The organism is Streptomyces sp. NBC_00400 (genome assembly GCF_036048035.1).
Classification (GTDB): Bacteria; Actinomycetota; Actinomycetes; order Streptomycetales; family Streptomycetaceae; genus Streptomyces.
Genome location: NZ_CP107940.1, coordinates 3067117 through 3091710 on the forward strand (window position 1 = coordinate 3067117; position 24594 = coordinate 3091710).

General features: G+C 70.2%; 26 protein-coding genes. 8 read left to right on the forward strand and 18 right to left on the reverse strand.

Annotated elements, in window-relative coordinates; genetic code table 11:
* Window positions 1-16 precede the first annotated feature (16 nt).
* Window positions 17-1177: a trypsin-like serine peptidase gene (locus OHS81_RS13380; protein ID WP_328385003.1), complete on the reverse strand. Its 1161-nt coding sequence runs from the start codon at window positions 1175-1177 to the stop codon at window positions 17-19.
* Window positions 1178-1420: 243 nt separating this feature from the next.
* Between OHS81_RS13380 and OHS81_RS13385 the strand changes: the two genes are divergently transcribed.
* The gene (locus OHS81_RS13385) at window positions 1421-2668 is read left to right on the forward strand and encodes an MFS transporter (RefSeq protein ID WP_328385004.1); all 1248 of its coding nucleotides are present in this window, start codon (window positions 1421-1423) and stop codon (window positions 2666-2668) included.
* Here the strand turns inward: OHS81_RS13385 and OHS81_RS13390 are convergent, their stop codons facing one another.
* Window positions 2669-3397: an SRPBCC family protein gene (locus OHS81_RS13390; protein ID WP_328385005.1), complete on the reverse strand. Its 729-nt coding sequence runs from the start codon at window positions 3395-3397 to the stop codon at window positions 2669-2671. It lies immediately after the preceding gene.
* A gap of 206 nt (window positions 3398-3603) precedes the next feature.
* Between OHS81_RS13390 and OHS81_RS13395 the strand changes: the two genes are divergently transcribed.
* On the forward strand, window positions 3604-4257 hold the full coding sequence (locus tag OHS81_RS13395) for a TetR/AcrR family transcriptional regulator (protein WP_328385006.1): 654 nt from the start codon (window positions 3604-3606) through the stop codon (window positions 4255-4257).
* Between the two features lie 56 nt (window positions 4258-4313).
* On the opposite strand, the gene OHS81_RS13400 is transcribed toward OHS81_RS13395, so the two are convergent.
* Together OHS81_RS13400 and OHS81_RS13405 are read right to left on the reverse strand one after the other, a co-directional pair.
* Window positions 4314-4694: a VOC family protein gene (locus tag OHS81_RS13400; RefSeq protein ID WP_328385007.1), complete on the reverse strand. Its 381-nt coding sequence runs from the start codon at window positions 4692-4694 to the stop codon at window positions 4314-4316.
* Window positions 4695-4886: 192 nt separating this feature from the next.
* Complete coding sequence (locus OHS81_RS13405; protein ID WP_088799536.1) at window positions 4887-5216, reverse strand: ArsR/SmtB family transcription factor; 330 nt, start codon at window positions 5214-5216, stop codon at window positions 4887-4889.
* 139 nt (window positions 5217-5355) lie between these two features.
* On the opposite strand from OHS81_RS13405, the gene OHS81_RS13410 reads away from it, so the two are divergent.
* A complete protein-coding gene (locus tag OHS81_RS13410) occupies window positions 5356-6330 on the forward strand; it encodes a quinone oxidoreductase family protein (RefSeq protein WP_328385008.1) in 975 nt (324 codons plus the stop codon).
* Between the two features lie 58 nt (window positions 6331-6388).
* Here OHS81_RS13410 and OHS81_RS13415 read toward each other — a convergent pair whose 3' ends face one another.
* The 7 genes from OHS81_RS13415 to OHS81_RS13445 all read right to left on the reverse strand — a co-directional run bounded on the left by OHS81_RS13415 (window position 6389) and on the right by OHS81_RS13445 (window position 14322).
* On the reverse strand, window positions 6389-6607 hold the full coding sequence (locus OHS81_RS13415; RefSeq protein ID WP_328385009.1) for a hypothetical protein: 219 nt from the start codon (window positions 6605-6607) through the stop codon (window positions 6389-6391).
* Between the two features lie 322 nt (window positions 6608-6929).
* Window positions 6930-7922 (reverse strand): ABC transporter substrate-binding protein, encoded by a 993-nt coding sequence (locus OHS81_RS13420; RefSeq protein WP_328385010.1) that lies wholly within the window; start codon window positions 7920-7922, stop codon window positions 6930-6932.
* A 2-nt stretch (window positions 7923-7924) separates the two neighbouring features.
* Window positions 7925-9919: an ABC transporter permease gene (locus tag OHS81_RS13425; protein ID WP_328385011.1), complete on the reverse strand. Its 1995-nt coding sequence runs from the start codon at window positions 9917-9919 to the stop codon at window positions 7925-7927.
* Window positions 9916-10086, reverse strand: coding sequence for a hypothetical protein (locus OHS81_RS13430; protein ID WP_328385012.1), 171 nt, complete (start codon window positions 10084-10086; stop codon window positions 9916-9918). The genes OHS81_RS13425 and OHS81_RS13430 overlap by 4 nt, the downstream gene beginning before the upstream one ends.
* Complete coding sequence (locus tag OHS81_RS13435; RefSeq protein WP_328385013.1) at window positions 10086-11213, reverse strand: quaternary amine ABC transporter ATP-binding protein; 1128 nt, start codon at window positions 11211-11213, stop codon at window positions 10086-10088. The genes OHS81_RS13430 and OHS81_RS13435 overlap by 1 nt, the downstream gene beginning before the upstream one ends.
* Entirely contained in the window at window positions 11213-12754 is a 1542-nt protein-coding gene (locus tag OHS81_RS13440; RefSeq protein ID WP_328385014.1) for a GMC family oxidoreductase, read from the reverse strand. Before OHS81_RS13440 ends, OHS81_RS13435 begins: the two co-directional genes overlap by 1 nt.
* A gap of 59 nt (window positions 12755-12813) precedes the next feature.
* Entirely contained in the window at window positions 12814-14322 is a 1509-nt protein-coding gene (locus tag OHS81_RS13445; RefSeq protein ID WP_328385015.1) for an aldehyde dehydrogenase family protein, read from the reverse strand.
* 214 nt (window positions 14323-14536) lie between these two features.
* Between OHS81_RS13445 and OHS81_RS13450 the strand changes: the two genes are divergently transcribed.
* The 3 genes from OHS81_RS13450 (at window position 14537) to OHS81_RS13460 (ending at window position 16364) form a co-directional block, all read left to right on the forward strand.
* The gene (locus OHS81_RS13450) at window positions 14537-15361 is read left to right on the forward strand and encodes a hypothetical protein (RefSeq protein ID WP_328385016.1); all 825 of its coding nucleotides are present in this window, start codon (window positions 14537-14539) and stop codon (window positions 15359-15361) included.
* Window positions 15362-15495: 134 nt separating this feature from the next.
* Window positions 15496-16077 (forward strand): Uma2 family endonuclease, encoded by a 582-nt coding sequence (locus tag OHS81_RS13455; protein ID WP_328385017.1) that lies wholly within the window; start codon window positions 15496-15498, stop codon window positions 16075-16077.
* A 77-nt stretch (window positions 16078-16154) separates the two neighbouring features.
* Window positions 16155-16364: a DUF5988 family protein gene (locus OHS81_RS13460; RefSeq protein ID WP_164992965.1), complete on the forward strand. Its 210-nt coding sequence runs from the start codon at window positions 16155-16157 to the stop codon at window positions 16362-16364.
* 58 nt (window positions 16365-16422) lie between these two features.
* Here OHS81_RS13460 and OHS81_RS13465 read toward each other — a convergent pair whose 3' ends face one another.
* From OHS81_RS13465 to OHS81_RS13480, 4 genes are all read right to left on the reverse strand, one after another.
* Complete coding sequence (locus OHS81_RS13465) at window positions 16423-17319, reverse strand: hypothetical protein (RefSeq protein ID WP_328385018.1); 897 nt, start codon at window positions 17317-17319, stop codon at window positions 16423-16425.
* Window positions 17320-17321: 2 nt separating this feature from the next.
* A complete protein-coding gene (locus OHS81_RS13470) occupies window positions 17322-17693 on the reverse strand; it encodes a hypothetical protein (protein ID WP_328385019.1) in 372 nt (123 codons plus the stop codon).
* Between the two features lie 16 nt (window positions 17694-17709).
* Window positions 17710-19521 carry a hypothetical protein gene (locus OHS81_RS13475; RefSeq protein WP_328385020.1) on the reverse strand — a complete coding sequence of 604 codons (1812 nt, stop codon included), beginning with the start codon at window positions 19519-19521 and terminating at the stop codon, window positions 17710-17712.
* A gap of 266 nt (window positions 19522-19787) precedes the next feature.
* On the reverse strand, window positions 19788-21314 hold the full coding sequence (locus OHS81_RS13480; protein WP_328385021.1) for an MFS transporter: 1527 nt from the start codon (window positions 21312-21314) through the stop codon (window positions 19788-19790).
* A 103-nt stretch (window positions 21315-21417) separates the two neighbouring features.
* On the opposite strand from OHS81_RS13480, the gene OHS81_RS13485 reads away from it, so the two are divergent.
* Window positions 21418-22320, forward strand: a complete 903-nt coding sequence (locus tag OHS81_RS13485; RefSeq protein ID WP_328391129.1) for a helix-turn-helix domain-containing protein — start codon at window positions 21418-21420, stop codon at window positions 22318-22320.
* Window positions 22321-22347: 27 nt separating this feature from the next.
* On the opposite strand, the gene OHS81_RS13490 is transcribed toward OHS81_RS13485, so the two are convergent.
* Entirely contained in the window at window positions 22348-22530 is a 183-nt protein-coding gene (locus tag OHS81_RS13490) for a DUF397 domain-containing protein (protein WP_443058696.1), read from the reverse strand.
* Window positions 22448-23401 carry a helix-turn-helix domain-containing protein gene (locus OHS81_RS13495; RefSeq protein WP_443058847.1) on the reverse strand — a complete coding sequence of 318 codons (954 nt, stop codon included), beginning with the start codon at window positions 23399-23401 and terminating at the stop codon, window positions 22448-22450. Before OHS81_RS13495 ends, OHS81_RS13490 begins: the two co-directional genes overlap by 83 nt.
* A 244-nt stretch (window positions 23402-23645) precedes the next feature.
* On the opposite strand from OHS81_RS13495, the gene OHS81_RS13500 reads away from it, so the two are divergent.
* On the forward strand, window positions 23646-24008 hold the full coding sequence (locus OHS81_RS13500) for a hypothetical protein (protein WP_328385023.1): 363 nt from the start codon (window positions 23646-23648) through the stop codon (window positions 24006-24008).
* A gap of 145 nt (window positions 24009-24153) precedes the next feature.
* Here OHS81_RS13500 and OHS81_RS13505 read toward each other — a convergent pair whose 3' ends face one another.
* Window positions 24154-24453 carry a hypothetical protein gene (locus tag OHS81_RS13505; RefSeq protein ID WP_119984211.1) on the reverse strand — a complete coding sequence of 100 codons (300 nt, stop codon included), beginning with the start codon at window positions 24451-24453 and terminating at the stop codon, window positions 24154-24156.
* Window positions 24454-24594 lie beyond the last annotated feature (141 nt).

Sequence of the window (24594 nt, forward strand, 5' to 3'; positions counted from 1 at the left end):
CCGGCTTCCTCGCGGACTACCGGTTCGCGAACTTCCGGCTGATGTCGTTGAAGACGCGCTCCGCCTCCGGGCCGAGGTGCGGGCCGGCCAGCCAGGTGTGGGCGCTGGAGCTGATCGAGGTGTTGGACACCAGCGTCAGCTTGCCGCCGTGGTTGACGAACCAGCCGCCACCGGAGGTACCGCCGGTCATGTTGCAGCCGATGCGGTTCATGGCGGGCGTGCCCTCCTGCATGACGAGGCGGCCGGGGCGGCCGGGGCAGTTCATCATGCGCGCACCGTCGAACGGCGGCGCTGCCGGATAGCCGAAGGCGTCCAGCGAGGCGATGCGGTCGGCGGCGGGGGTGTCGAACGCGACCCGGGCGGCGGCCCCCACGGTCTCCTGGAGCGACTTGCCGCCGCCGTTCTCCGGCTTCACGTGCAGCACCGCGAAGTCGTAGGCGGAGCCGCCGTTGCCGGTGTGCTGGCTGCCCATGTTGATCCACTCACCGGACGTGGTGATCCAGTCGGCCCAGAACCGGCCGTACGGGGTGACCTGCTGGGAGGGGGCGCCGCTGACCTGGTTCATCGCCGCGCCGTTGTCGTTGTAGGACGGCACGAAGACGATGTTGCGCATCCAGCCGCCTTGCTTGCCGGAGTGCACGCAGTGGCCCGCGGTCCACACCAGGTTGGACTTGCCGGGGTGCGCGGGGTCCTCGACGATCGTGCCGGAGCAGACCATCGGGCCCTTCGGGCTGTCGAAGAAGATCTTCCCGACCGGTGCCATGTGCTGGTGGTACGGGCGGGCGACCTGCTCGGCGGTGACCGGCTGCGGCTCGGGGTCCGTGGCGTCGAACTCGCTGCCCGCGCCGGTGGCCTTCACCCCGATCTCCGGCGAGTTCTTCGCCTTGGCCAGCCGGTCCGTCTTCCAGTGGTCCTTGATGACCGGGTTGGCGAAATCCGAGGCCTTGCGGGCCCACTTGTCCCAGTTCTGCCAGCCGCCGTCCTTCCACTTCTTCAGATCGTCCAGGCTGGTCGGCACGTCCTTGGGGATCTGGAACCCGCCGCCCCCCTGGCCCTTCTGGTCGGCGGCACCCGAAGCAGCGGCCTTGTCGTCACTGGGGCCGCAGGCGGTGACGGTGCCCGTGAGCAGCGCGACCAGTGCCGCGGCCGCGGCGGTGGAGCGGCGGATGGATGGCATGGAGCAAGTCCCCCTGATAAGCGGCGGCGCCGGCGAGCAGCACGCCGTAATTGTCATGTCCCTCATCGGGCTGCGCTCTACTATGCCGTGGCACCAGGACGGCCGGGCAGCCAGGTCCCGGCACCTCCGACGGACGACAGGACAGGACGTACGCGATACCACTTTCGTCGGAATCGAGCGGGACGGAGCGAAGGAATCGGGTGGGGACGGAGCGGGGGAATCGGGCATGGAACGGAGCCAGGGATGAGACACCGGCAGTCGCTGGGCCAGGAGTTCGGATGGCTGTGGGCGGCGTTCGCCGCCAGCGCCGCCGGGACCTGGCTCTCGCTCGATGCGTTCCCGCTCATCGCCGTCCTGGTGCTGCACAGCGGTACGGCGCAGGTGTCCGTGCTGTCCGCGGCGGGCCTGGCGGCGGGGGCGTTGATCGCGATGCCGCTGGGGCCGTGGGTGGAGTTCCGCCGTAAGCGGCCGGTCATGGTGGGCATGGACCTGCTCCGGTTCATGGCGTTGCTGACCGTGCCGGTCGCGTACGCGCTCGGCGGGCTGACCTTCGCCCAGCTCGTCGTCGTATCGGTGATCGTCGCGGCTGCCAACATCGTGTTCACCGCCGCGAGCGGCGCGTACCTGAAGGCCCTGGTGCGGCCCGACGACCTGTTGGTGGCCAACGGCAGGTTCGAAACCACGACATGGACGGCGACTGCGCTCGGTCCGCCCCTGGGAGGCGTCGCCATCGGGGTGTTCGGGCCGTTGACGACGGTGGTCGCGAACGCGGTCAGTTTCCTGCTCTCCGCGCTCGGGATCCGGGCGATCGGCGGCCGGGAAGCGCAGCCGCCGGACCGCCCCGCGCAACGCTTCACCCTCGCCGACGTCGTCGAGGGCTGGCGCTACATCCTGGGCCACCCCCACCTGCGGCCGCTGTTCTTCAACACCGGCCTGGTGAACGCGCTGATCATGGCGACCATGCCGCTGCTGACCGTGCTCCTCCTGCACGACCTGCGCTTTACGCCGTGGCAGTACGGCCTGGCCTTCGGCGTGTCGTGCATCGGCGGTCTCGTCGGCTCGCGGCTCGCCCGGCCCTTGGTCACGAGGTTCGGACAGCACCGGGTGCTGCTCACCGCCGGCACCCTGCGGGCGTGCTGGTCCCTGGGGCTGGGATTCATCGGTCCCGGCCCCTGGGGGCTCGCGCTCATCATCGTTACCGAGTTCGGTCTGATCCTGTGCATGGGGATCTTCACCCCGGTGTTCGCCACCTACCGGCTCGCCCATACCGCCACCGACCGCGTGACCCGGACCCTGTCGGCGTGGTCCATCACGAGCAGCACCACCACCGCGGCCATGACGGCGTGCTGGGGTCTGCTTGCCGGCCTCACCGGCACCCGCACCGCCATCCTCCTCGCCGGCGCGCTCCTCCTGGCCACTCCCCTCCTGCTGCCCCGCCGCGCACCCGCCCCGCAGGCCGCTCCTCGGGAGCCCGTCGGGGAGGGGGCGTGATCAGTGCGGCCGGTGAGGGGTGCGGGCTTCGGCGGCGGACTTCAGGTTGCGCAGCCACGATTCCAGCCCCTCGCGCAGGATCTTGGTCGCGGTGGGAACGTCCGCTTCGACCTGGGCGCCGGTGTGGGTCTCCTCGGTGCTCACGCGGACACCGCCCTCGACCTTGGTGAAGTTCCATACGTGGACACCGTCGATGCGCAGCCCTTCGCCGATCGCGGGGCCGGTCCAGCGCAGGCACGAATTGCGCTTGGCCTGCCGGACGGTCGAGGTGATCTCCAGGCTGGTAGCGGGAGTTGAGGGGTTGGGGGGCACCGGAGTCGTCCACCGGAATGCCGAACCCTTGCGGAAGGGGCCGTGGTCGAGGCGTTCCACGGTCGTGACGGGGGCCTGCCAGGACGGCCAGCGCTCCACGTCGGTCTGCAGCTTCCAGATGGTGCGCAGCGGGGCGTGGATCACGGTCTCGGTCCGGTGGCGGACGAGGGCGTCGGGGTCGACGCCCTTCCCCCGGCAGGTGAGGGGCTTACCGGGGTGGGAGGGGTGAGAGGTGCGGGAGGGGTGAGAGCCGGCCGCCCCCGCAGGTACGGCAGCGGTGCCGAGGAGGCCGAGGGCGAGGGTGAGCGGGACGGCGGACAGGGCGGCGCGGAAGCCGGTACTGCGAAAGCCGGCGCCGCGAAAACGGGTGCTGCGGATCCCGGCGCTGCGGATGTCAGTGGTGCGGATGCCGGACATGGAGTTCCCCTCTGTCGGTCGGGAGTGTGAGCGCTGCCTACCGGGCGGATCGCGCGGCCGCACCGCACCTCCGCCCACCTGAACTACAGCCTCACACCTTCGTTAATAGTTATAACGCGACACAGAACAGCAGGTCAACAACTTGCGTGATACCTTCTAACCAAGTCTTGAAGATGTAGCCAGACGGATGGGGACGGTGACAGGCCATGGCGACGACGGGTGCGAACACTCCGCGGGAGCGCTACCGGGCCCAGGTGCGGGCGGAGATCACGGAACGCGCCTGGGAGCAGATCGCCACGGCGGGGGCGTCCGCGCTCTCCCTCAATGCGATCGCCAAGCAGATGGGCATGAGCGGACCGGCGCTCTACCGCTACTTCGCCAGCCGCGACGACCTGATCACCGAACTCGTCCGGGAGGCGTACCGAAGCCTCGCCGAAACCCTCCGCACGGCCTCCGCCAACGGCGCCGACCTGGCCGGGCTGGCACACGCCCTGCGCGACTGGGCCCTGGCGGACCCGCAGCGGTACTTCCTCGTCTACGGGACCCCCATCCCCGGCTACCACGCGCCCGAGGACACCACCGCCCTCTCCTCCGAGATCATGACGATCCTGGTCGACGCGTGCGCGGCGCTCGCCCCGGACAGCGCCACGACGCCCTTCGGCAGCTACCTGGAGGACCACCGGGACTGGGCCGCCGGCCACCCCGCCCCGCCCGAAGCCCTCCACCGGTTCCTGACCTTCTGGACCCGCCTGCACGGCGTCCTGTCCCTGGAACTCGCCGGCCACTTCACCGGCATGAACCTCGACTCCGCCCTGCTCTTCGCGGCCGAACTGGACGATCTGCTGGCACCCCGGTCCTGAGGCCGCACGCGGCGCGGCGCAGGTGGCGCGGCGCAGGCGCGGCGTAGACGGACCCCCTAGGCGTCGTGCGCGTACCAGCGGAGCTCGATGGTGTTGCCGTCCGGGTCGCTGACGTACAGGGACTGGCCCTCGCCACGGGCGCCGAAGCGCGGCCCGGGGCCGTCGACCACCGTGAACTCGCCCGAGTCGATGACCTCCTGCCAGTCGACGGGCTCGACGACCAGGCAGAGGTGGTCGACGTTGGAGCCCTCACGGGGCCTCTGGGTGAGGTCGATGATGACCGTCGGGCTCACGCGCACGGAGGGGAAGGGCACCTCGCCCGCGCGCCAGGCGTCGACGCGGACCGGCTCCAGGCCGAGCGAGCCGCAGTAGAAGTCGAGCGAACGCTCGATGTCGGAGACGTTCAGAACGAGATGGTCGAAGGCGGTGACGCGCATGGAAGCTCCTCTGGGGGCGCCCGGCATGGACAGAGCGCCGTCGGGTGATTGCATGAGGAACGTATCGCCCGGATCAGGGAGTGGGGATCGGCCGTTGGACCTGGTCCCAGCCCTGGTCCTGGTCCGCCGGTCCTGATTCCCCGGTCCTGGTCCGCTGGTCCTGGTCCTCCGGTCCCGGCCCATCGGTCCGGCCTAATCCTCCTCGCGCAGCACCAGGCCGAGCAGCCCCGGGAAGCGGGCGTCGAACTCCTCACGGCGCAGCCGGTTGAGGCGCTTGGGGCCCTGGTCGCGCTGTTCCACCAGGCCCGCGGCGCGCAGTACGCCGAAGTGGTGGCTCAGCGCGGCCTTGCCGACCTCCACGCGGAAGCTGCCGCAGCTGTGCGACCAGTCGGCGGAGCCGGCCAACTCGCGGACGAGCTGGAGTCGTACGGGGTCGGCGAGGGCGGCGAGGGCGGTCTCGACGGGGACGTCCTCGGGGTGGATGTGCACCGGCTCGGCGCGGTGGCTGCTGCGGCCCGGCATTCCTCGGTCTCCTCGATCTCCTCGGTCCCTTGGGCCTTGAGCCCCTGGATCCCTGGCCCCCCTTGCAGAGTGTTCGATCCAGATCATACAGTCGGAGTGTTCGCATCCCATTGAACAGTCGTGAGGGGCGTGTGTGGTCATGCGTGCGGTGGAGTTCGAGGAGTACGGCGGTCCCGAGGTCCTGAGGGTCGTGGAGACCGGCGTTCCCGGGCCGGGGCCCGGGCAGGTGAGCATCGATGTCGCCTACATCGGGGTGAACTTCGCCGATCTCAAGGCGCGCGCCGAGGGGTACCGCGTCCCGTCCCTGCCCTTCCGGCCGGGCCTGGAAGTCTCCGGGCGCATCCGCGCGGTCGGCGCGGCCGTCGACGGGCTCCGGCCGGGGCAGGAGGTCGCGGCGCTCACGGACGGCGGCGCGTACGCGGAGACCGTGGTCGCCGCCGCGGCGAGCGTGTTCCCGCTGCCGCAGGGGGTGAGCCTGCGCACCGCGGCCACCTTGCCGACGGTGCTGCCCACCGCGCATGCCCTGGTGCACGAGGTGGGCCGGCTGCGGGCCGGCGAGACCGTGCTGGTGCAGGGCGCGGCGGGCGGCATAGGCACGGTGGCCGGCCAGTTGGCGAAGACGGCCGGGGCGGGTGCCGTCTACGGCGTCGTCTCGGATGCGTCGAAGGCGGAGCACGCGCGCGCCTACGGCTACGACGAGGTGTTCGTCGGCCCGGACTTCGACGAGGAGGTGCGGCGCGCCACAGGCGGACGGGGGGTCGATCTCGCCCTGGACCCCGTCGGCGGTGACACCTTCCGGCGCAGCCTGGACGCGCTTGCCGTCTTCGGCCGCCTGGTCTCGTTCGGGAATGCGAGTTCCGCCGAGCCGTGGCAGGTGGGCCTGCCCGAGCTGTACCCCCGGGGGCGCTCGGTCGCGGGGTTCTCCATCCTGTCGCTGGCCCGGACGGCGCCGGAGGCACTGCGCGCACTGGCCGGGCGGGCCTTCCGTACGGTCGCCGAAGGGGGCGTGGAACTCCCCGTGTCGGCGGAGTTCCCGCTCGCCGAGGCTGCCGGGGCGCACCGGCTCCTCGGCAGCCGCAAGAGCACCGGGAAGCTGCTGCTGCGGGTGGAGTGACATGGGGAGGCACGGGAGGGGCGAGTGAGGCAGGGGAGCGGCGCGTAGGGCGGGCCTCCTACTGCCGCGCCGGTCTGGGGTCGCGGTATGCGGAGGGGTGGGGTCTGCCGGCTGCTCCGTAGCGGTACCCCTGGAGCTGTTCCGCTGTCGGGTACCACTGTTTGTCGCAACGGCAGCACCACCAGCGCCAGTTGTCCCAGTCGGTGTCGGTGTGCGTGGTGTCCTTCCACAGCACGTCGTCACAGTCGGGCGTGGGGCAGGTCGGCGGCAGCGGCATGGCGGGGCCTTTCGTCGGTGGCGGCTGCCCAGCCTTCTGCGCCTGCCGCCGCGCCGCGCGGCGGTTCACCGCTCGCCACCCGAACGGGTAAGGAGCAAGGCCCCCGCGGCACCCGAACGGGTAAGGGCCCTTCGGCACCCCGCACAAGCACCGGGGAAGACCGGGGAGTGCCGGGGAGCACCGAGGAGGACCGAGGAGCACCGGGGAGAACCGGCCCGCAACGCGCTCGCGGGCAGTCGCACACCCCGTGCGACTGCCCGCGAGATCCCGCTGTGCCCTTGCGGCGGCTATGCCCTGATGGCAGTGATGCCGCCTGTGGCGGCTACTTCTTGGGCAGCCACTTCTTCCAGACGTCCGGGTGCTTCTCCACCCAGCGCTTGGCCGCCTCGTCGGCCGACAGACCGCCCGAGGCAATCGACTCGGAGACCTCGTTCTGGTCGTCCTTGGTCCACTTGAAGTTCTTCAGGAACGCCGCGGCACTGCCGCCCTTCTTGGCGAATTCCGTGTTGAAGAACTTCTGCAGCGGGGTGGTCGGATAGGCGCAGTCGATGGACTTGGGGTCCTTGGCGCCCTTGGCCGCGCAGGCGTCGGTGTACTTGGGCAGCTTGACCTCTTCCATCGGCACCTGGTTGAAGAGCCACTGCGGCTCGTACCAGTACGTAAGGAAGGGCTTCTTCTCCTTGGCGAACTGCTGGATCTGGGTGATCTGCGCCGCCTCGGAGCCCGCGAAGACGACCTCGTAATCCAGCCCGAGGTTCTTCACCAGCGCCTTGTCATTGGTGACGTAGGACGGCGAACCGTCCATCAGCTGGCCCTTGTTGCCGCTCTCCGACGTACGGAGCTGCTTGGCGAACTTGTTGAGGTTCTTCCAGTTCTTGACCTCGGGGTGCTTGTCGGCCCAGTACTTGGGGACGAACCAGCCGATATGGCCGGTGACGCCGTTGCCGCCGCCCGCGGTGATCGTCTTCTTGTCCTTGACGTACCGCTTCTCCTGGTCGGGGTGGCCCCAGTCCTCCAGGATCGCGTCGACCCGGCCCTGGCTCAGGGCGTCCCAGGCGGGGATCTCGTCCACCTGGACGGTGTCGACGTGGTAGCCCATCTTGTGTTCGAGCAGGTACTTGGCGACCGCGACATTGGACTGGGCGCCGACCCAGGTCTGCACCGAGAGGGTCACCGACTTGGAGCCCTTGGCCGCCGCGAACGGCGAGGTCTGCTTGGTCATGTCGGCCTTGCCGCAGGAGGACAAGGAGAAGGAGAGGACCGCCGCGCCGGCCAGTGCGGCCGCCCCGATGGTCATGGTGCGCTTACGGGACATGGTCAGGCTCCCTTCCCCGTCGTGCGGCGTTCCGTGGGCTGGGTGACCCGGTCGAGCATCAGGCCCAGGCACACGATGGCCACACCCGCGACCAGGCCGAGACCCAGGTCTCCGGTGGCGAGGCCGGTGACGACGTCGTAGCCGAGGGCGCCACCGCCGACCAGACCGCCGATGATGACGACGGCGAGGACCATGACCACGCCCTGGTTGACGGCCAGCAGCAGTGAGGGCCGGGCCAGGGGAAGCTGGACCTGGCGGAGCATCTGCCAGCGGGTGGCGCCGAGCGACTGGGCGGACTCCATGGCGGCGGGGTCCACCTGGCGCAGGCCCTGGGTGGTGATGCGGATGACGGCCGGGAGCGCGTAGACCACGGCAGCGGCGGCGGCCGGGGCGCGGCCCACGGCGAAGAGCGCGACGACCGGGATCAGGTACACGAACTGCGGCATGGTCTGCATGACGTCCAGTACGGGCCGCAGGATCGCTTCGAAGCGCTTGCTGCCCGCTGCCAGGATGCCGATGCCGAAGCCCAGCACCAACGTCACCGCCAGGGCGGCGATGACCTGGGAGAGGGTGTTCATCGACGGCTTCCACACCCCCAGGACACCGATGGCGGCCATCGCGAGGACGGCGGTCAGGGCGGTGCGCCAGGTGCCGATGACCCAGGCCAGCGCGGCGACGATGAGCAGCGTGGCGTACCAGGGCAGCGCGGTCAGGCCGTCCCGCAGCGGGTTGAGCACCCAGTCGGTGAAGTGCGCGGCCCAGTCGGCGGTGCCGCCGACGACGGGGACACCGGAGTAGAGGTGGTCGACCATCCACTCCTTGAAGTCGTTGACGGGGCGGGCCAGGTCAACGGCCCAGGCGTCCGGCCAGACCAGGGAGCCGGACAGCCGGCCGACGAGAGCGAGGACGGCGGTGACCGCCGCGACGCCGACCCAGGCCAGCCGGCCGCGCAGCCACTTCGGGCCGGTGGCCGCGGTGTCGGCGCCGAGGCGTTCACCGGCGGCGGCCGTGGTGCGGTCCATGACGATGGCCAGCAGCACGATCGGGATGGCGGCGGAGAGCGCGGCGCCGACGTCGACCGAGGCGAGCGCCTGGTAGACGCGGTCACCGAGACCGGCGGCGCCGATCATCGACGCGATCACGACCATGCCCAGCGCCATCATGATCGTCTGATTGACGCCGAGGAGGAGTTCCTTACGGGCCAGCGGCAGGCGGGCGGTCAGCAGCCGCTGCCGTCCGGTGGCGCCGAGCGAGGAGACCGCCTCCAGGACGCCGGGGTCGGCGCCGCGCAGGCCGAGCGCGGTCAGCCGGGCCATCGGCGGAGCCGCGTAGATGACGGTGGCCAGCAGCGCGGCGGGGACGCCGATGCCGAAGACCAGCACGACGGGGAGGAGGTAGGCGAAGGCAGGCAGGACCTGCATGGTGTCCAGGACCGGGCGGAGGATCCTGAACAGGCGCTCGGAGAGGCCGGCCGCCAGGCCCAGCAGGGCGCCGACCACGACCGAGACGGCGACCGCCACGACCATCAGCGCGAACGTCTGCATGGTGGGGACCCACATGCCGAGCAGGCCGCTGACCAGGAAGGAGATCAGTGCGGTGGCGGCGATGCGGAGGCCTGCCACCCGCCAGGCGAGCAGCGTGACACCGGCCGTGACGCCGGTCCAGCCGAGCGCGAGCAGCAGCAGGTAGACGGCGCGTACGGAGATCACCACGCCGTTGCTGAGGTGACCGAGGAAGTAGACGAACAGCCAGTGGCTGTCGCGGTTGTCGATGATCCAGTCGCTGGTCTTGCCGAGCGGGCCGGAGACGTCGACGGTCAGCGACGACGGCCAGGCGGCGCCGTACTTGGCCTGCAGCAGCGGGACGAGGACCGCCGCGGCGATCACGAGCAGCAGGAGCTTGCTCAGGGCGCGCATCTGCAGTACGGCCCGCAGGGGGCCGGGCCGTACGGCATCGCTCAGCGGGCGCGACGCAAGGGGAGGCGTGGAAGTGCTCATGCTCGCCCCCGCTTCACGGTGCCGGTGGGCATGTTCAGGGCGGCGCAGCGCTGGGCCTCACGCCAGTGGCGCAGCAGGCCGGCGCGCAGCCGGGCCCGCGGCGTGGCCGCGGGAGCTCTGGAACCGACGGCGCGCACGGCGCCGCGGTGGGTGGTGGCGGCGTACATCAGGCGGCCACCTCATCCTGCCGGGGGCCCTCGTCGACGCGGGCGACCACGTTCAGCAGGCAGGCGTGGTCGACGATGCCCAGGCAGCGGCTGCCGTCGACGACGCGGGCGGCGCCGCCGGAGCGGGCGACGGCCTCGATGGCGTCGGATATGAGGGTGTCGGGAGCCAGCGCCGGGCCCTGGTCGGCCTCGCCGTCCTTCACCGGGCGCATCGCGCGGCGCACCGTCAGCACCTGCTCGCGCGGGACGTCGCGGACGAAGTCGCGGACGTAGTCGTCGGCCGGCGAGCCGACGATCTCCTCGGGGGTGCCGAGCTGGACGATCTCGCCGTCGCGCATCAGGGCGATCCGGTCGCCCAGGCGCAGCGCCTCGCTCAGGTCGTGGGTGATGAAGACCATCGTCCGGCCCTCCTCGCGGTGCAGGCGGATGACCTCTTCCTGCATATCGCGGCGGATGAGCGGGTCGAGCGCGCTGAAGGGCTCGTCGAAGAGCAGGACCTCGGGGTCGACGGCGAGCGCGCGGGCCAGGCCGACGCGCTGCTGCTGGCCGCCGGAGAGCTGGCCGGGGCGGCGCTTCTCCATCCCGGCCAGGCCGACCTTGTCGACCATCTCGTTGGCCTTCTCGCGGCGCTCCGTCTTGCCCATGCCCTGGATCTCCAGGCCGTAGGCGACGTTGTCGACGACGGTGCGGTGCGGCAGCAGGCCGAAGTGCTGGAAGACCATGGCGGCGCGGCGGCGGCGCAGTTCGCGCAGCGCGGTGCGGTCCATGGCGCGGACGTCCTCGCCGTCCATCTCCAGGTCACCGCTGGTCGGCTCGATCAGCCGGGTCAGGCACCGCACGAGGGTGGACTTGCCGGAGCCGGACAGGCCCATGACGACGAAGACCTCGCCCTTGTGGACGTCGAAGGAGACATCGCGGACGGCGGCCACACAGCCGGTCCGGTCACGCAGCTCCTGGACGTTCAGCCCGGCGACCGAGGAGTCGTCGGGGATGCTCTCGGCTTTGGGGCCGAAGACCTTCCAGAGGTGGCGGACGGAGAAGACGACCTCGCGGCCGTCCGCATCGGAGGCGGACTCGGGCGTGCGGGCGTTGGGTATCTCGGATGCGCCGGCGGCGGTGGTAGCCATCACGCATCACCTCCTTGGGTCGGAGCCTTGTGGAGCAGTTCGGCGCACTTCTCCCCCACCATGAGCACGCCCAGCATCGGGTTGACGGCGGGCATGGTCGGGAAGACGGAGGCGTCGGCGATACGGATGCCGGACAGCCCGCGGATCTTCAACTCGGGGTCGACCACGGCCAGGCGGTCGTCGGCGGCGCCCATCTTGCAGGTGCCGGCCGGGTGGTAGACGGTGTGGGCCGCCTTGCGCACCAGCTCGCTGATCTCCGCGTCGTCGGTGACCTCGGGGCCGGGGAAGACCTCGCGCTTGAGCCACTTCTTGAACGGCTCGGCCTGGGCGACCTTGCGGGCCAGCTTGATGCCGTCGACGAGGGTCCGGCCGTCGTAGTCGCCCTCGTCCTCGAAGTACTTGAAGTCGAGGGCGGGCTTGGCCTCGGGGTCGGCGGAGGTGAGGTAGAGCCGGCCGCGGGAGCGGGACTTGGGGATGTTCGGCGTCATCGACACCCCGTGCTCGGGGCGCTCGTAGCCCAGTCGCTCGGGGTTGTCGGTGAACGGGATTTGGTAGAAGTGGAACATCAGGTCGGGGCCCTTGTGCTCCGGGTCCCGCTTGACGAACAGACCCGCGTCCGAGTCCATCGCGGAGTTGCCCGGGATCGGTCCGTTCGTCTCCCAGACGATCACCGACTCGGGGTGGTCGATCAGGTTCTCGCCGACGCCCGGCAGGTCGAGCACGCAGGGCAGACCCAGCGCTTCCAGGTCCTTGCGCGGCCCGATGCCGGAGTGCATCAGCAGCCGCGGGGTGTCGACGGCGCCGGCGCACACCAGCACCTCGCGGGCGGCCTCGACGTAGACCTCCTCGCCGTCCTTCGTGCGGACGTGGACGCCCTTGGCGGTGGTGCCGTCGAGCTCCAGCTTGTGCGCCCAGGTCTCCAGCATCAGCGTGAGGTTCGGGCGGTCGCCGGCCTCGATGTGCGGGTGGAGGTAGGCGACGGACGCGGAGGAGCGCTTGTTGTTCTCCGGGTGGTAGGAGAGGTCGAAGAAGCCGACGCCCTCCTCGAAGGGCCGGTCGTTGAAGCCGACGACCTCGGGGACGCCGAGGGCGGTCTTGGTGGCCTCGATCCAGTCGGCGGCGATCTCGTTCTGGTCCTTCTTGGCCACCCGCACGATGTTGTTGCGCAGCTTGCCGAAGTAGGGGTCCATCTCCCGGGCGTTCCAGCCGGTGGCGCCCGCCGCCTCCCACTCGTCCCAGTCGGACGGCAGCGGCTTGAAGGAGATGAGGGTGTTGTGCGAGGAGCACCCGCCGAGGACCTTGGCGCGGCTGTGCAGGATGTGCGAGTTGCCGCGCGGCTGCTCGGTGGTCGTGTACTCGTAGTCCAGGTCGCCGCCGAGCAGGCCGAGCCACTTGCGCAGTGTCAGGACGTCCTCGCGGTCGATGTCGGACGGACCGCCCTCGATGACGGCGACGGTGACGTCCGGGTCCTCGGTGAGGCGGGAGGCGATGACGGAACCGGCGGTGCCGCCGCCGACAACGACATAGTCATACACAGGCATTGGGGGTGCTCCTTCTTACAACGTGCGTGGTGCGGGTGGTGCTGTGACAGGGGCGGGTGTCAGCCCGCGAACCAGCGCACCGGCTCCGGCCGGAGGTTTTCGTAAATGTGCTTGCTCTCGCGGTACTCGTCCAGACCTGCGGGGCCCAATTCCCTGCCTATGCCGGACTTGCCGAAGCCGCCCCACTCCGCCTGCGGGAGGTAGGGGTGGTAGTCGTTGATCCAGATCGTGCCGTGCCGCAGCCGGGCGGCGACCCGGCGGGCGCGCGCGGTGTCGCCGGAGAACACCGCGCCGGCCAGGCCGTACTCGGTGTCGTTGGCGAGCGCCACGGCCTCGTCCTCGGTGGTGAAGGTCTCGACCGTCAGGATCGGCCCGAAGGTCTCCTCGCGGATCACCTTCATCTCGCGGTGGCAGCCGTCGAGCACGGTCGGCGCGTAGAAGTAGCCGGTGGCCGGGCGGACGTCGGACGGCTCGGGCCGGGCGCCGCCGCAGCGCAGCTGGGCACCCTCGGCGAGCGCGGAGGCGACGTACGCCTCGACCTTGTCGAGCTGCTGCTGGGAGACGACCGGGCCGCACTCGACGCCGTCCTCGGTGCCCCGGCCGAGCTTGATCTTCTCGGCGCGGCGGGCGAGCTCGGCGACGAAGCGGTCGCGCACCGACTCCTCGATGATCAGCCGGGCACCGGCCGAGCAGACCTGGCCGCTGTGGATGAAGGCGGCGTTCAGCGCCTGGTCGACGGCGGTGTCGAAGCCCTCGTCGGTGGCGCAGGCGTCGGCGAACACCACATTGGGGTTCTTGCCGCCCAGCTCCAGCGCGATCTTCTTGGCGCCGGAGACCGCCGCCGCGCCCGCCTTCGTCCCGCTGACCAGGCCGCCGGTGAAGGAGAACAGGTCGACGTCCGGGTGCTCGGCCAGCCGCTGGCCGACCGGCAGGCCCGCGCCGGTGACGATGTTGGCGACCCCGGCCGGCAGCCCCGCCTCGACCAGCAGCTTGATCAGGTGCACGGTCGACAGCGGGGTGACCTCGCTGGGCTTGATCACAAAAGTGTTGCCGGCCGCGAGGGCCGGCGCGATCTTCCAACTTGCCTGCAGCAGGGGGTAGTTCCACGGCGTGATGAGCGCGCAGACACCGACCGGCTCGTGCACCACGATGCTGTGCACATCGGGCGATCCGGCGTCGACGACCCGGCCGCCGCTCTCGTTCATCACCAGGTCGGCGAAGTAACGGAAGGCGTTGGTGACGTCGTCGACGTCGACCCGGCCCTCTTCCAGCGTCTTGCCGGTGTCCCGGCTCTCGATGAGGGCGATCTCCTCACGGTCGCGCTGCAGCAGGTCGGCGACCCGGCGCAGCAGCGCGGAACGTTCGGCGACGGCCGTACGGGGCCAGACGCCCGCGCCACCGTCGAAGGCCCGGCGGGCGGCCGCGACCGCCGCGTCGGCGTCCTCGGCACCCCCCTCGGACACCAGCTGGAGCGTCGTCGCGTCGGCGGGGTCGAGGACCTCCCGCGTTTCGCCGGATGCGGCCGCGAGCCACACCCCGTCTACGTGAATGGTCTCGATTGACGACACGTCGTTCTGCCTTCCGGTTACCGTTCTGTTCCCACTGGTGCAACCACTGGCGTCACCAGCAACGGGGACCCCTCCCCTGAAGCCGCGTATCTATGCCCACAGCTTCATGGAAAGTGACTCGACTCACTGAATGTGCGGCGAAATGTCCCGGAACGTACCCTGAATAGCCGTATGTACCTGGCGGAGTTGTCCCCTCGGGACCGGAGGTACCGAGATGACCAGCAGACGGCGTGCCGCCTCTGTCACCGCGGCGCTGACCTGCGGCGTGACCCTGCTAGCCGGGATCACCTGCACCACGGCCGCGGCGGCGGCGGACACCTCGGACGGCGGCGAAGGCGATCTCGCGAACAAATCGGCCCAGCAGATCGCCGATGACGCCCTTCAGCAACTGGTCGGCGCGCAATCCCTGCGGTTGCGCACCCAAACCAGTGCTGATCCCACCAAACTCGACCTCACCCTCGACCGCGCCGGTAACTGCACCGGCGCCATCAGTAAGGGCGAGTACGGCAGCGTCGAACTCATCAAGCGCGGAAACCAGGTCTGGATGAAGCCGGACGCGGCCTTCTGGAAGGGCCAGCTGCCCGGCAAGTCGGGCGAGGAGGCCGCGGCGAAGTACGAGAACACGTTCCTGCACGGCACGACGAAGGACTCGTTCCTGCGCAACCTGGCCGCCGCCTGCGACCTCAAGGCGTTCCAGAAATCGGCCTCGACCCCCGAAAAACCCTCGTCCGGCGGCCACACCCCCTCATCCCCCTCCCACGCACCCTCGGTCTCCCTCACCAAGGGCCGGCCGACCACCGAGGAGGGCACCCGCGTCCTGCCCGTCATCAAAAAGGCCAAGGGCGCCGTGCAGACCCTCTACGTGGCCATCGACGGCACGCACTACCCCCGCAAACTCACCGCCGAGCTCGACCACCGCTCCGGCACCATCCAGCTCAGCAACTACAACACCCCCGTCTCCACCAAGACCCCCGCGCCCGGCGACACGGCCGACATCTCCGTACTGGAGAAGCAGCTGAAGGGTTCGCAGGGGGCGTGACCGTTCCCCCAACCGCTCCTCCCCGCCGGCGCGCGTGCGGTACGTAACGCGTGCGGTACGTAACCGCTCGTACATTCGTATCGTTGAACCGTGCGGCTGCCCGCGCCCGCGCGGCAGTGGGGAGGAGCGGCACGGTGACCATCGAACTGACCGACAGGACCGAGATGGCCGAGAGCAGCGAGCTGGACGACATGTTCAAGCGCGTGGAGCAGATGCACATCCCCGAGGGCTACAAGGCTGAGATCGTCGAGGGGACCATCTACATGGCGCCGCAGCGGGGCACGCACTGGGAGACCATCGCTGACATCTACGAACAGCTCCGCACGCGGTATCCGAGGAAGCGCGTACTGTCCGACGTGCGTATCGACTTTCCCGGCCATCTGAACGGATTCGCCTCCGACCTGGTGGCACTGGCCGAAGAGGCCACCAAGAACGACAAGAACCAACCGCGTTACCAGGACATCGAATTCGTCGCCGAGGTCACCTCCGCGAGCACCGGCAAGAACGACTACGGCCCGAAGAAGACGGCCTACGCGCTCGCCGAGGTCCCGGTCTACCTGATCGCCGACCCCTACATCGGCCGGTGCCGCGTGTTCACCGACCCGCAGGACGGCGACTACAAGGTCGACATCACCGTCGCTTACGGCATGCCCATCGACCTCACCCACACAATCGTCGGCATCACTCTCTCCACCGCCGAGTTCCCCCGCGACTGAGGTCGCACCCGCCGCGCCGTCACCCGGCCTGCCGAACCGGAGGGGCCGCGGGCGGCGGGCCGGACGACAATGCAGGCATGGCTGACACAGCGGCGAAAGCGGTGCTCGAAGGCGGCCCCGAAGAGCTCCCCGAGCGGATCGTGCCGGTCGATCCTCCCGGGGCCGAGCTGAAGATCCCGTTCCGGAACGGCTATGAACACTTCCGGGCCACCAGCCGGCAGAAGCACACCGCCGAGGGGGCCCTGCCCGTCTACGAGTGGTGGGAGCGGACGGAGCTGCCCGGGTAGTGCGGGGCGCACGGGCAGTGACCCCCGGTAGTGACGCCCCGCGGACCGTGCGCAGCGCTCAGGTATGAGGAACGAAGGTCCGCAGGGCGATCTGCTGGGTGACCTCCTGCTCCGGCCAGTCGGCCTCGGCCCCCAGGACGAGTACGGCGAACTGGCGGCTGTCGGCGGCGGTGAAGGCACAGTCGACGACCTTGACACGCATGCCGAGACTCTCGTTGTCATAGGCGTAGACCAGTTGGTTGGCGTCTATGCCCGGCCCCGGGAAACCCAGCGGTTCGAGGCTTATCTCCTTGTAGCCGGGTTTGCCGGACCGGCTCTGCGATGCCTGCCGGAGCGCCTCGCGCGGGGTGATCTCAGGATCGGTGATCTCAAAGATCTGCAGCAGTCCGCGGTCGTCCGGGGCGGTGTAGAACACCCCGTCCTTGCGTTCGCTGCGCGTCCAGGTGCCGGGCACCGCCAAGGTGAAGCCCTTCTTGTCGTGGGCGAGGCGGTAGCCGTCCGGCAGGTCGGTGAGGGTGGGGGCGGGCGTGATGCTGTCCGGGGCGCCGGTGGACGGCGCGGTGGCCGTACCGGACGGGGCGGACGACTTGGTGCGGGCCGGCGGGCGGGCGGCGGCCGGATCGTCGCCGTGCCCCCAGAGCAGATAGCCACTGCCGACGGCCGCCGCGAACACGGCCACCGCCGCACCGGCGACCAGTGCCGTGCGGCGCCGGGCACCGGGGGCGTAGGTGACTGCTGATTCGGTGGTGGTGTACGGGTCGGTGGGGTACGGGTCGGTGGGGTACGGGTGGGCGTCGGGGTCCGGTAAGGGGCCGGGATGCGCGCTGGGGCCGCCCGCCGACGGCGTGAAGGACGGCCGGGGCGGCATCGGGCCCGTATAGGGCGCGGGCGTCGGGGCGCCGTCCTCCCAGCGCTGGGTCTCGTCGTTCCAGCCGGCCTGCCCGCCGCGCGTCATGGTCAGCCTCCCGCCAGGGCCGCGACCGCCTGGCTCACCGCGGCGCCGGAGGCCAGCAGACCCACGACGGCGCCGGCGTCGGCGAGCGCCGTACGGAGCCGGGCCAGCCGGCCGGGACCCGCCGCACCGCCGTCCGCGATCTCCGCTTCGGTCTCGGCGAGTTCCCCGCTCAGGGCCGTGATCTGCGGGCTCTCCACCGCCCGGGACAGATCGTCGCGCAGCGCCCGGACGGCGCGCAGCAGCTCCTCCTGCGCCGGGTCCGCGGGTGCGGCCCCGCCCTCGTAATGCGTCACGGTGTTGTGGTCGCCGATGGCCAAGGCACCCCGGACGCTGCCGATGTGGATGCCGTTGCCGCGCTCGTCAGCCGTTGCCACGCTGGGTACTTCCCTTCTAATCGGAGTCGAGATGGGGCGTGTTGTGGGTGATCGTGTTGTGGTCGCCGACGCCGACGGCGCCCTGTGCGGACTCGATGTAGACGCCGCCCTCGGCGACATGCACCACCCGCTGCTCGAACTCGGCGGTCTGATAGCCCGCCTCGCGCAGCGCCGTGGTCACCCCGGCCACCACCCGCTGCTGAACGGTCCCCAGATAGCGGGCGACGTCCATGTCCTGGAAGAGCGACGACTCACCGAACGAACCCAGCTCGCGTACGGAGGCACGGGGGCCTTCGGGGAGCGCCGCGCCATGTCCCGCGGTGCCCAGCTGCCAGCCCGGCAGCAGGCCGCGCAGCAGCGTGAGGGGGGCATTTCCGACGGAGCGCGGGGTGTGGGACAGCGCCCACACCGCCTTGCCGAAGCGGTCGTGGTGCCGGTACTGGTGGGCGAGCCGGTCGGCGTCCTGGAAGAGCTGCCGCAGCGGCAACAGCACATGCGGTGCCACCTCCAGCATCAGCATCCCGCCCTGCGTGTGCACCCGTACGAAGAGCGTGGTGACGATGCCTTCGTCCCAGCCGCCGATCCGGATGCGCAGGAAGTGCCGGCGGGTCTCCCCGCCCTCCTCCACCGCCGCCGCGCGGTGCCCCTCGAAATCCGCCGGTGCGTACGGCGCCGCAGCGCGGGCCGGCAGCCCCTCGGCCGGCAGGAAGACGCACTCGTCGATCTCCAGCGTGCGCAGCCGGTCGCGCACCGCTGCCGCCCCCGGCGAACCGTGCGGTGACGGCACCCGCAGCGCCGCCACCAGCGGGATGATCCGGGCCAGGATGGCGCCGTTGTCCAACGGTTCGGGATCGCGGTCCGCCCGGGGGTTCAGCTCCACCGCCAGCGACCAGGTCTTGTACGGGTATCCGGCGCCGCAGAACGGGTGGGCGGCCCGGTACATCACCAGCGGCCCGTGCTGCTCGATCCGCACCCGCTCCCGCAGCCGCCGGGAGCGGGAACCCTGGGACCGTTCGGCAGGATCGGACAGGACGTCGGGGAAGCGCGCTCTGGACAGTTCGCGCGCCAGCGCACGGGCGAACTGGCCGCGTTGCAGCCCGACGATGACAGCCAGCGCCAGCGGCAGCAGCAGCGCGATCCACACCGGCAGCAGGGTGTTGACGCCAATGCCGCCCCCGAGTGCGGAGGCGCCCACTCCCTGGCTGAAGGCGCTCTCCGACGACGGGCTGCCGTACGAGCCGGAGCCTTCCGGGCCGCTCGCCAGGGGGTTGAGGGCGTCCGGGAGGGGCAGGAACATCCAGTCCACGCTCACGTTGGCCCCGCCGACCGCCACCACCACCAGCGACGAGCAGTAGAGCGTGAGCGACAGCCGTCCGTACCAGCTCAGCACGAAGGCGCACAGCCTGGCCAGCCAGCGCGGAATCGGTGCCCGGCGGACGGCGCGGCCGAGCGCCATCAGGACGATGGGGAACAGGTAGAGCACCACGAGGCCCGCGGACAACGGGATGGCCGCGATCCATAACAGCACGATCGCTGCCGCCCAGCTCAGTTCCAGCCGCCGGGCGCGCAGCGCATGGGCCAGGACCCGGGCGGCGTCGATGCCCAGGGAGGGCGCGGCGAACCGCTCCTCGTGGACGTACAGCTCGTCGATGACGGTGTCGCGGAAGGTGTCGTCCAGGTAGGTGCCGGCGCACAGCAGCCGAGTGGCTTCGCTGGCGCCCGGCGGGGTCGGGGGGAGCGGTGGGGGCCCGGCGCCCTCCGGTGTCCGGCCCGACCGCCGGGGCCCGTCGGGCTCTCCTTGCTGCTGAGGCACATCCGTACGAGCCATCACCCTCCCCCGGAACACCAACTGGCCGCCCCGGCGGCCTGGTTGGCGGGCGAGCTGCCGGTGGCCGGGCGCGGGGCAGTGCGGAAGCCGCAGCATAAGGGAGCGGAGCACTCCGTGTCAGCGCGATGACGCAAGGTTGCTGCGCGGGCTGCGGACAACCACCGGTGCCAGGTGCTCTCGCATGGGGTGAGTTCGTTGTTCAGGAAGTTCCTCGGCCTCCACCTCCGCCTCCACCCCGCCTCAGCGCCTGGCGGAAGCCGTCTCCGTCATCGAACGCCGGTCTTCTCGCCCATGTCCTGCGCCAGGGGCTTGGCACCGTCATCGGCTGTGCCGGGGAGGGTCTTCGGAATCCAGCGCAGGGCGAGGAGGCCGAGTGCGCAGTGCAGGACGCCGGCGACTATGGCGGCGACATGCAGACCGGTGACGAATGCGGTCTTCGCGTCACTGATCACCCCGGGTGCAAGGCCGGGGAGCTGAAGTGTCTCGCTGAGGGTTCCGGCGATCCCCGGCCCCTGGGTACGGAAGAGCAGGGCGGCCAGCGAGCCGAGGAGTGCGATGCCGAGGGCATTGCCGATCTCGTTGCTGGTTTCGGCAAGCGCGGCCGCGGACCCGGCGCGTTCCGCGGGAACGGCGGCAACGGCGGTGTCGGCCACCACGCTGAACGAGATGCCGTAGCCGAGCCCGGCGACGACGGTCGAGGCGAGGTACCAGCCGATGCCGTCGGAGACGCTGGTGGGCACCAGCAGGAGCAGCCCGACGGCGACGCAGAAGTGGCAGGTGAGGAGCGCCGCCCGCTTGCCGATGCGCCCGACCAGCGCCGGAGTGACGATGCAGGTGACAGTGAGGACGGCGGCGCCGGGCAGGGCGAGGAGAGCCGCGTGCAGGACGGACAGTCCCAGCACCGACTGGAGGTAGCCGGCACCGAGGTAGGCGGCAGCCGACCACGCCATCAGCGGAAGTAGCCCGGTGATGATCGCGATCGTGAACACCCGGTCGCGGAACAGACCGAAGTCGATCAGCGGATACTCCAGGCGGCCCTGCCGCCGGGCGAACCAGCCCAGGATGACGATGCCGGCGATTCCCGCGCCGGCTGAGGTGGCCGTCAGCCCTTCTGTGGCGGCGTCCTTGACCGCGTAGACGGTCAGCAGCAGGCCCACAGCGGAGAGCAGGACGCTCAAGGCGTCGACATGGCCGGCCTGGGTGGCACGCACTTCGCGGAGCAGCACCGGGGCCAGAATCAGGAACAGCGCAACGACGGGCAGGTTGATGAGGAAGACCGATCCCCACCAGAACCGGCTCAGCAGCTGCCCGCCGACGACCGGCCCGAGGGCGAACCCTGCGGCGAAGGTGGCTGCGAAGATCCCGATCGCCCTTGCTCGCCGGCGTGGGTCGGTGAACAGTTCGCAAAGTACCGCCAGCACCGACGGCAGCAGAGTGGCACCGGCCACGCCCATCAGCGTGCGGAAGGCGATGAGTAGTTCCGGGCCGGGCGCGAACGACGCTCCCGCCGAGCCCATGCCGAACGCCGCCGCGCCGGTCATCAGCAGCTTCAGCCGGCCGTAGCGGTCACCGATGCTGCCGAACGCGATGAGCAAGGACCCGACCGCGAATCCGTAAACGTCCAGGATCCACAGGGCCTGATCGGCGGTCGGCGAGAGGGCCTCGGTGACCTTGGGCATCGCCACGAACAGGACCGAGCCGTCCATCGCCACCAGCAATACCGGCCCGAGGACCACCAACAGGCCGAGCCACGCCCGAAGGCCGGGCCGGTGAGAAACACGCTGTGCGTTCATGCCGCCGACCGTGCAACGCCACCCGCTCGGCAACCAGACCCACGCCATGGGTACACCTCGCAGGGACACCCTGAACAAGCCCGCGCCGCCTACGCTGAAGGCCATGGAGCTGGAGAGCCTGGGGATGTATCTCAAGACCCGCCGGGACCGGATCACGCCCGCCGACGCCGGACTGCACACCTATGGCACCACCCGCCGCGTACCGGGTCTGCGTCGCGAGGAGCTGGCCCAACTCGCCGGCGTGAGCGCCGGGTACTACGTCAGGCTGGAACAGGATCAGGCCGGCACCGCCTCCCAGCAGGTCCTCAACGCGCTCGCCCGGGTCCTCCAGCTCGACCCGGCCGAGACAGCCCACCTGCACAACCTCGCCCACCAGCCCGCCACGCCCCGCCTCGTCCGGCCCGGCCCCGAAACACCACACCCACGGGTGCTGGCACTGTTGGCGTCCCTGGGCGAGAGCACACCGGCCGTCGTACTCGGCCGCCGCGGCGACGTATTGGCCTGGAACCGCACCGGACACGCCCTCGTGACGGAACACGTCGGCTTCGACGCCCCCCACCACCTCGCGCGACGGCCGTCCATCCCCCGGATGTTCTTCCTGGACCCGCTCACCCGCGACCTCTACCGAAACTGGGCAGAACTCGCCCGGAATCATGTCGCCTATCTGCGTCTGACCGCGGGCCGGTATCCCACCGATGCGCGACTGGCCGAACTGATCGGTGAACTCGCCATGCGCAGCGACGACTTCGCCGCGTTATGGGCCGCCGGCGACGTCGCGGACTGCACCGTGGGCCCCATGCTCCTGCACCACCCCACCGTCGGAGAGCTCAACATCGACTACCAGGTGTGGCTGCAGCCGGAGAGCCCCGGCCACCGGCTTGAGGTCTACACCCCCAATGACACCGCCTCGGCCGACGGGCTGCGCCTGTTGGCCGGCCAAGTCGCCGCCCCCGCTGCGGACGGCAGCGAGCTGCCGGAGGTGGCCCCGGGCCACGTCGACGCGTGACCCGGCTGCGCGCCTTCCCCGCACGGGTCAGGCGACCGCGGGGAACTCCCCGCTCTTGAGGGCCGCGACGAAGGACGACCAGCCGCCCGTCGGGAAGACCAGCACGGGGCCGTGGGGGTCCTTGCTGTCACGGACGGGGACGGCGTCGGGGATACCGGGGGCTATTTCGATGCAGTCCCCGCCGTCGCGATCGCTGTAGCTGCTCTTCATCCAGGTGAGCGCCACTTCGATGCAGTCGCCGCCATTGTTGTCGCTGTAGCTGCTCTTGACCCAGGTCGCCGCGCCGAGTTCGAACCTGTCCATGCTGCTCGTACCCCTCCATCACGTCACTGATCAGAGCGGCGGACTCATGGGCTGACAGAGCATCCGCCCTGAGCACATCATAGGTCTGGCTGTAGCGTACGTAGACTGCCGGATCGTTGTTGAAATGACCACGGTCCAGCGACTCCGAGTACACCCACCGCCCGTTGGGCAGTTCGATCAGGGTCATGGAACCCCTCGGGCGAACGAGCCCGAAGAGGCCCGCTGGAGCCACCTGGATACGGATGTTGGGGCGCTGGCCGACACTCAGTAGATGCGCGCACTGGTCACGCATGACCTCCGGATTCCCCACCGCATTGCGCAGACAGCTCTCGTCCAGTACGGCGATGTACAGCGGGCCGCCGTCGGCCAGGAAGCGTGGCTGTCGGCTCAGTCGAGCGCGGACGCGTTCCTCCACCGCAGCGCCACTCGCGACCTGAGAGAACAACGCGTGCGCGTAGCCTGGCGCCTGCAACAAACCAGGAATCACCCGCTCTTGATAGGCCCGCAGCGCCAACGCCTCCGCATCCATCTCCGCCCGCCGCTCGAACCAGTCAGGATGCTGCACCTCCGGATACCAGTCGATCCGTCCCCATAACCGCAGCAGCACTCCACCCGTCTGCAACAGCTCGTCGCACTGCCTGGCGAAGGATTCCTGCGGTACGCGCGTGCCCGCCTCCACGCGGGCCACCTGCGAGCGGTCGCACGGGATCTTGTGCGCCAGCTCCTCCTGTGTGTACCCCGCCGCCTCCCGGAAGTGCTTCAGCACCTCCCCGAACACGGCGGCATTGGTGGCTGCCGGTCCACTCGTGGCGTTGCGTCGTCGTCGGCTCACCGCTTCCCCCTTGGTGCCAGATGGTGAGTGTCACGCGTCTGACGTTGCGGTCCCGCACTACGGGGCGCAACGCTGAACACACCCAACGTAATGGGTCATTCGGCCGACTGTGCCGCCTTCCCCCACAAGACCCCCGCGACGGGGATCAGCCGTCCGGGGGCGTGGCCACCAACTTCTGGAGTCAGTGAGCATGAGTTACGACCGGGATGCCGTCCCCGCGCACATGCCGGGGCTGCGCCTGCTGCCGTGGGAGAACGAGGGCGGGAAGCCGTGCTTCTTGTCGGCGGACGGCGCCGGGGGTGTGCTGTCCCGGCTGGCCGACGAGATCGAGGCGGAGCAGCTGTGCGACGGTGCCGATGTCCTCAAGGGTGCGGTGGCCGTGCTGGACGACGGCAAGGCGGGGGAACATGCGCTGCGGCTGGCGCTGCGGGCGACCACGCAGGCCTTCGGCAACGTCCTGCGCGTCGCCGACAGCCGGGGCGCGCGCCTGCCCGTGGCGGGGGACGGTGGCCACGAGGCCGACGACAGGGAGCTGCGGACCGAGACCACCTGACCGAGCTGTGCGCGCCCCTGGGGTCTGTCGTTCGGATCATTGAGCGGTTCCCAGTGCCTCGCTATCGGCACCAGTGCACAGTGGCGCTCCGGCCGGGCGCTCTTCACATGAGGACGTGGCCAACACCCGGCCGGAGCACAGTGCATCAGACAGTCGCGGCCAGCCAGCCGATGGTTTCGGTGGTGTGCTTGCCGTCGCTCTTGGTGGCGCCGGCGTACACCTCGTTCAGGCGGATGAGGAAGCCCGTGTTGGTGACGTCATGGATTCGGATGCCCGGCGTCTCCGGCCCGTTGAAGGTCTGGGTCAGTGGGAGGACAACGACGCTGGAACCAGGCGGGAACGGGCTGGGGAAAGTGACCCGTGTGAAGGTCGAGGTGTTACCCCCGCTCGTCTCGATCGCGTTGTCGGACTTCAGATCGATCTTGCCGGTCTGAACGAAGCTCATCGTCGACTTCCTCCGTCTTTGATCTGGACTGCTTGGCCGTCCTCGACGGCCGACGGAAGACTTGTCACGAGTTCGTCCCGGCATGCCGAAGTCCTTCAAACGAGTGATCGCCTTTTGGACAACGGGACACCGTGCACATTC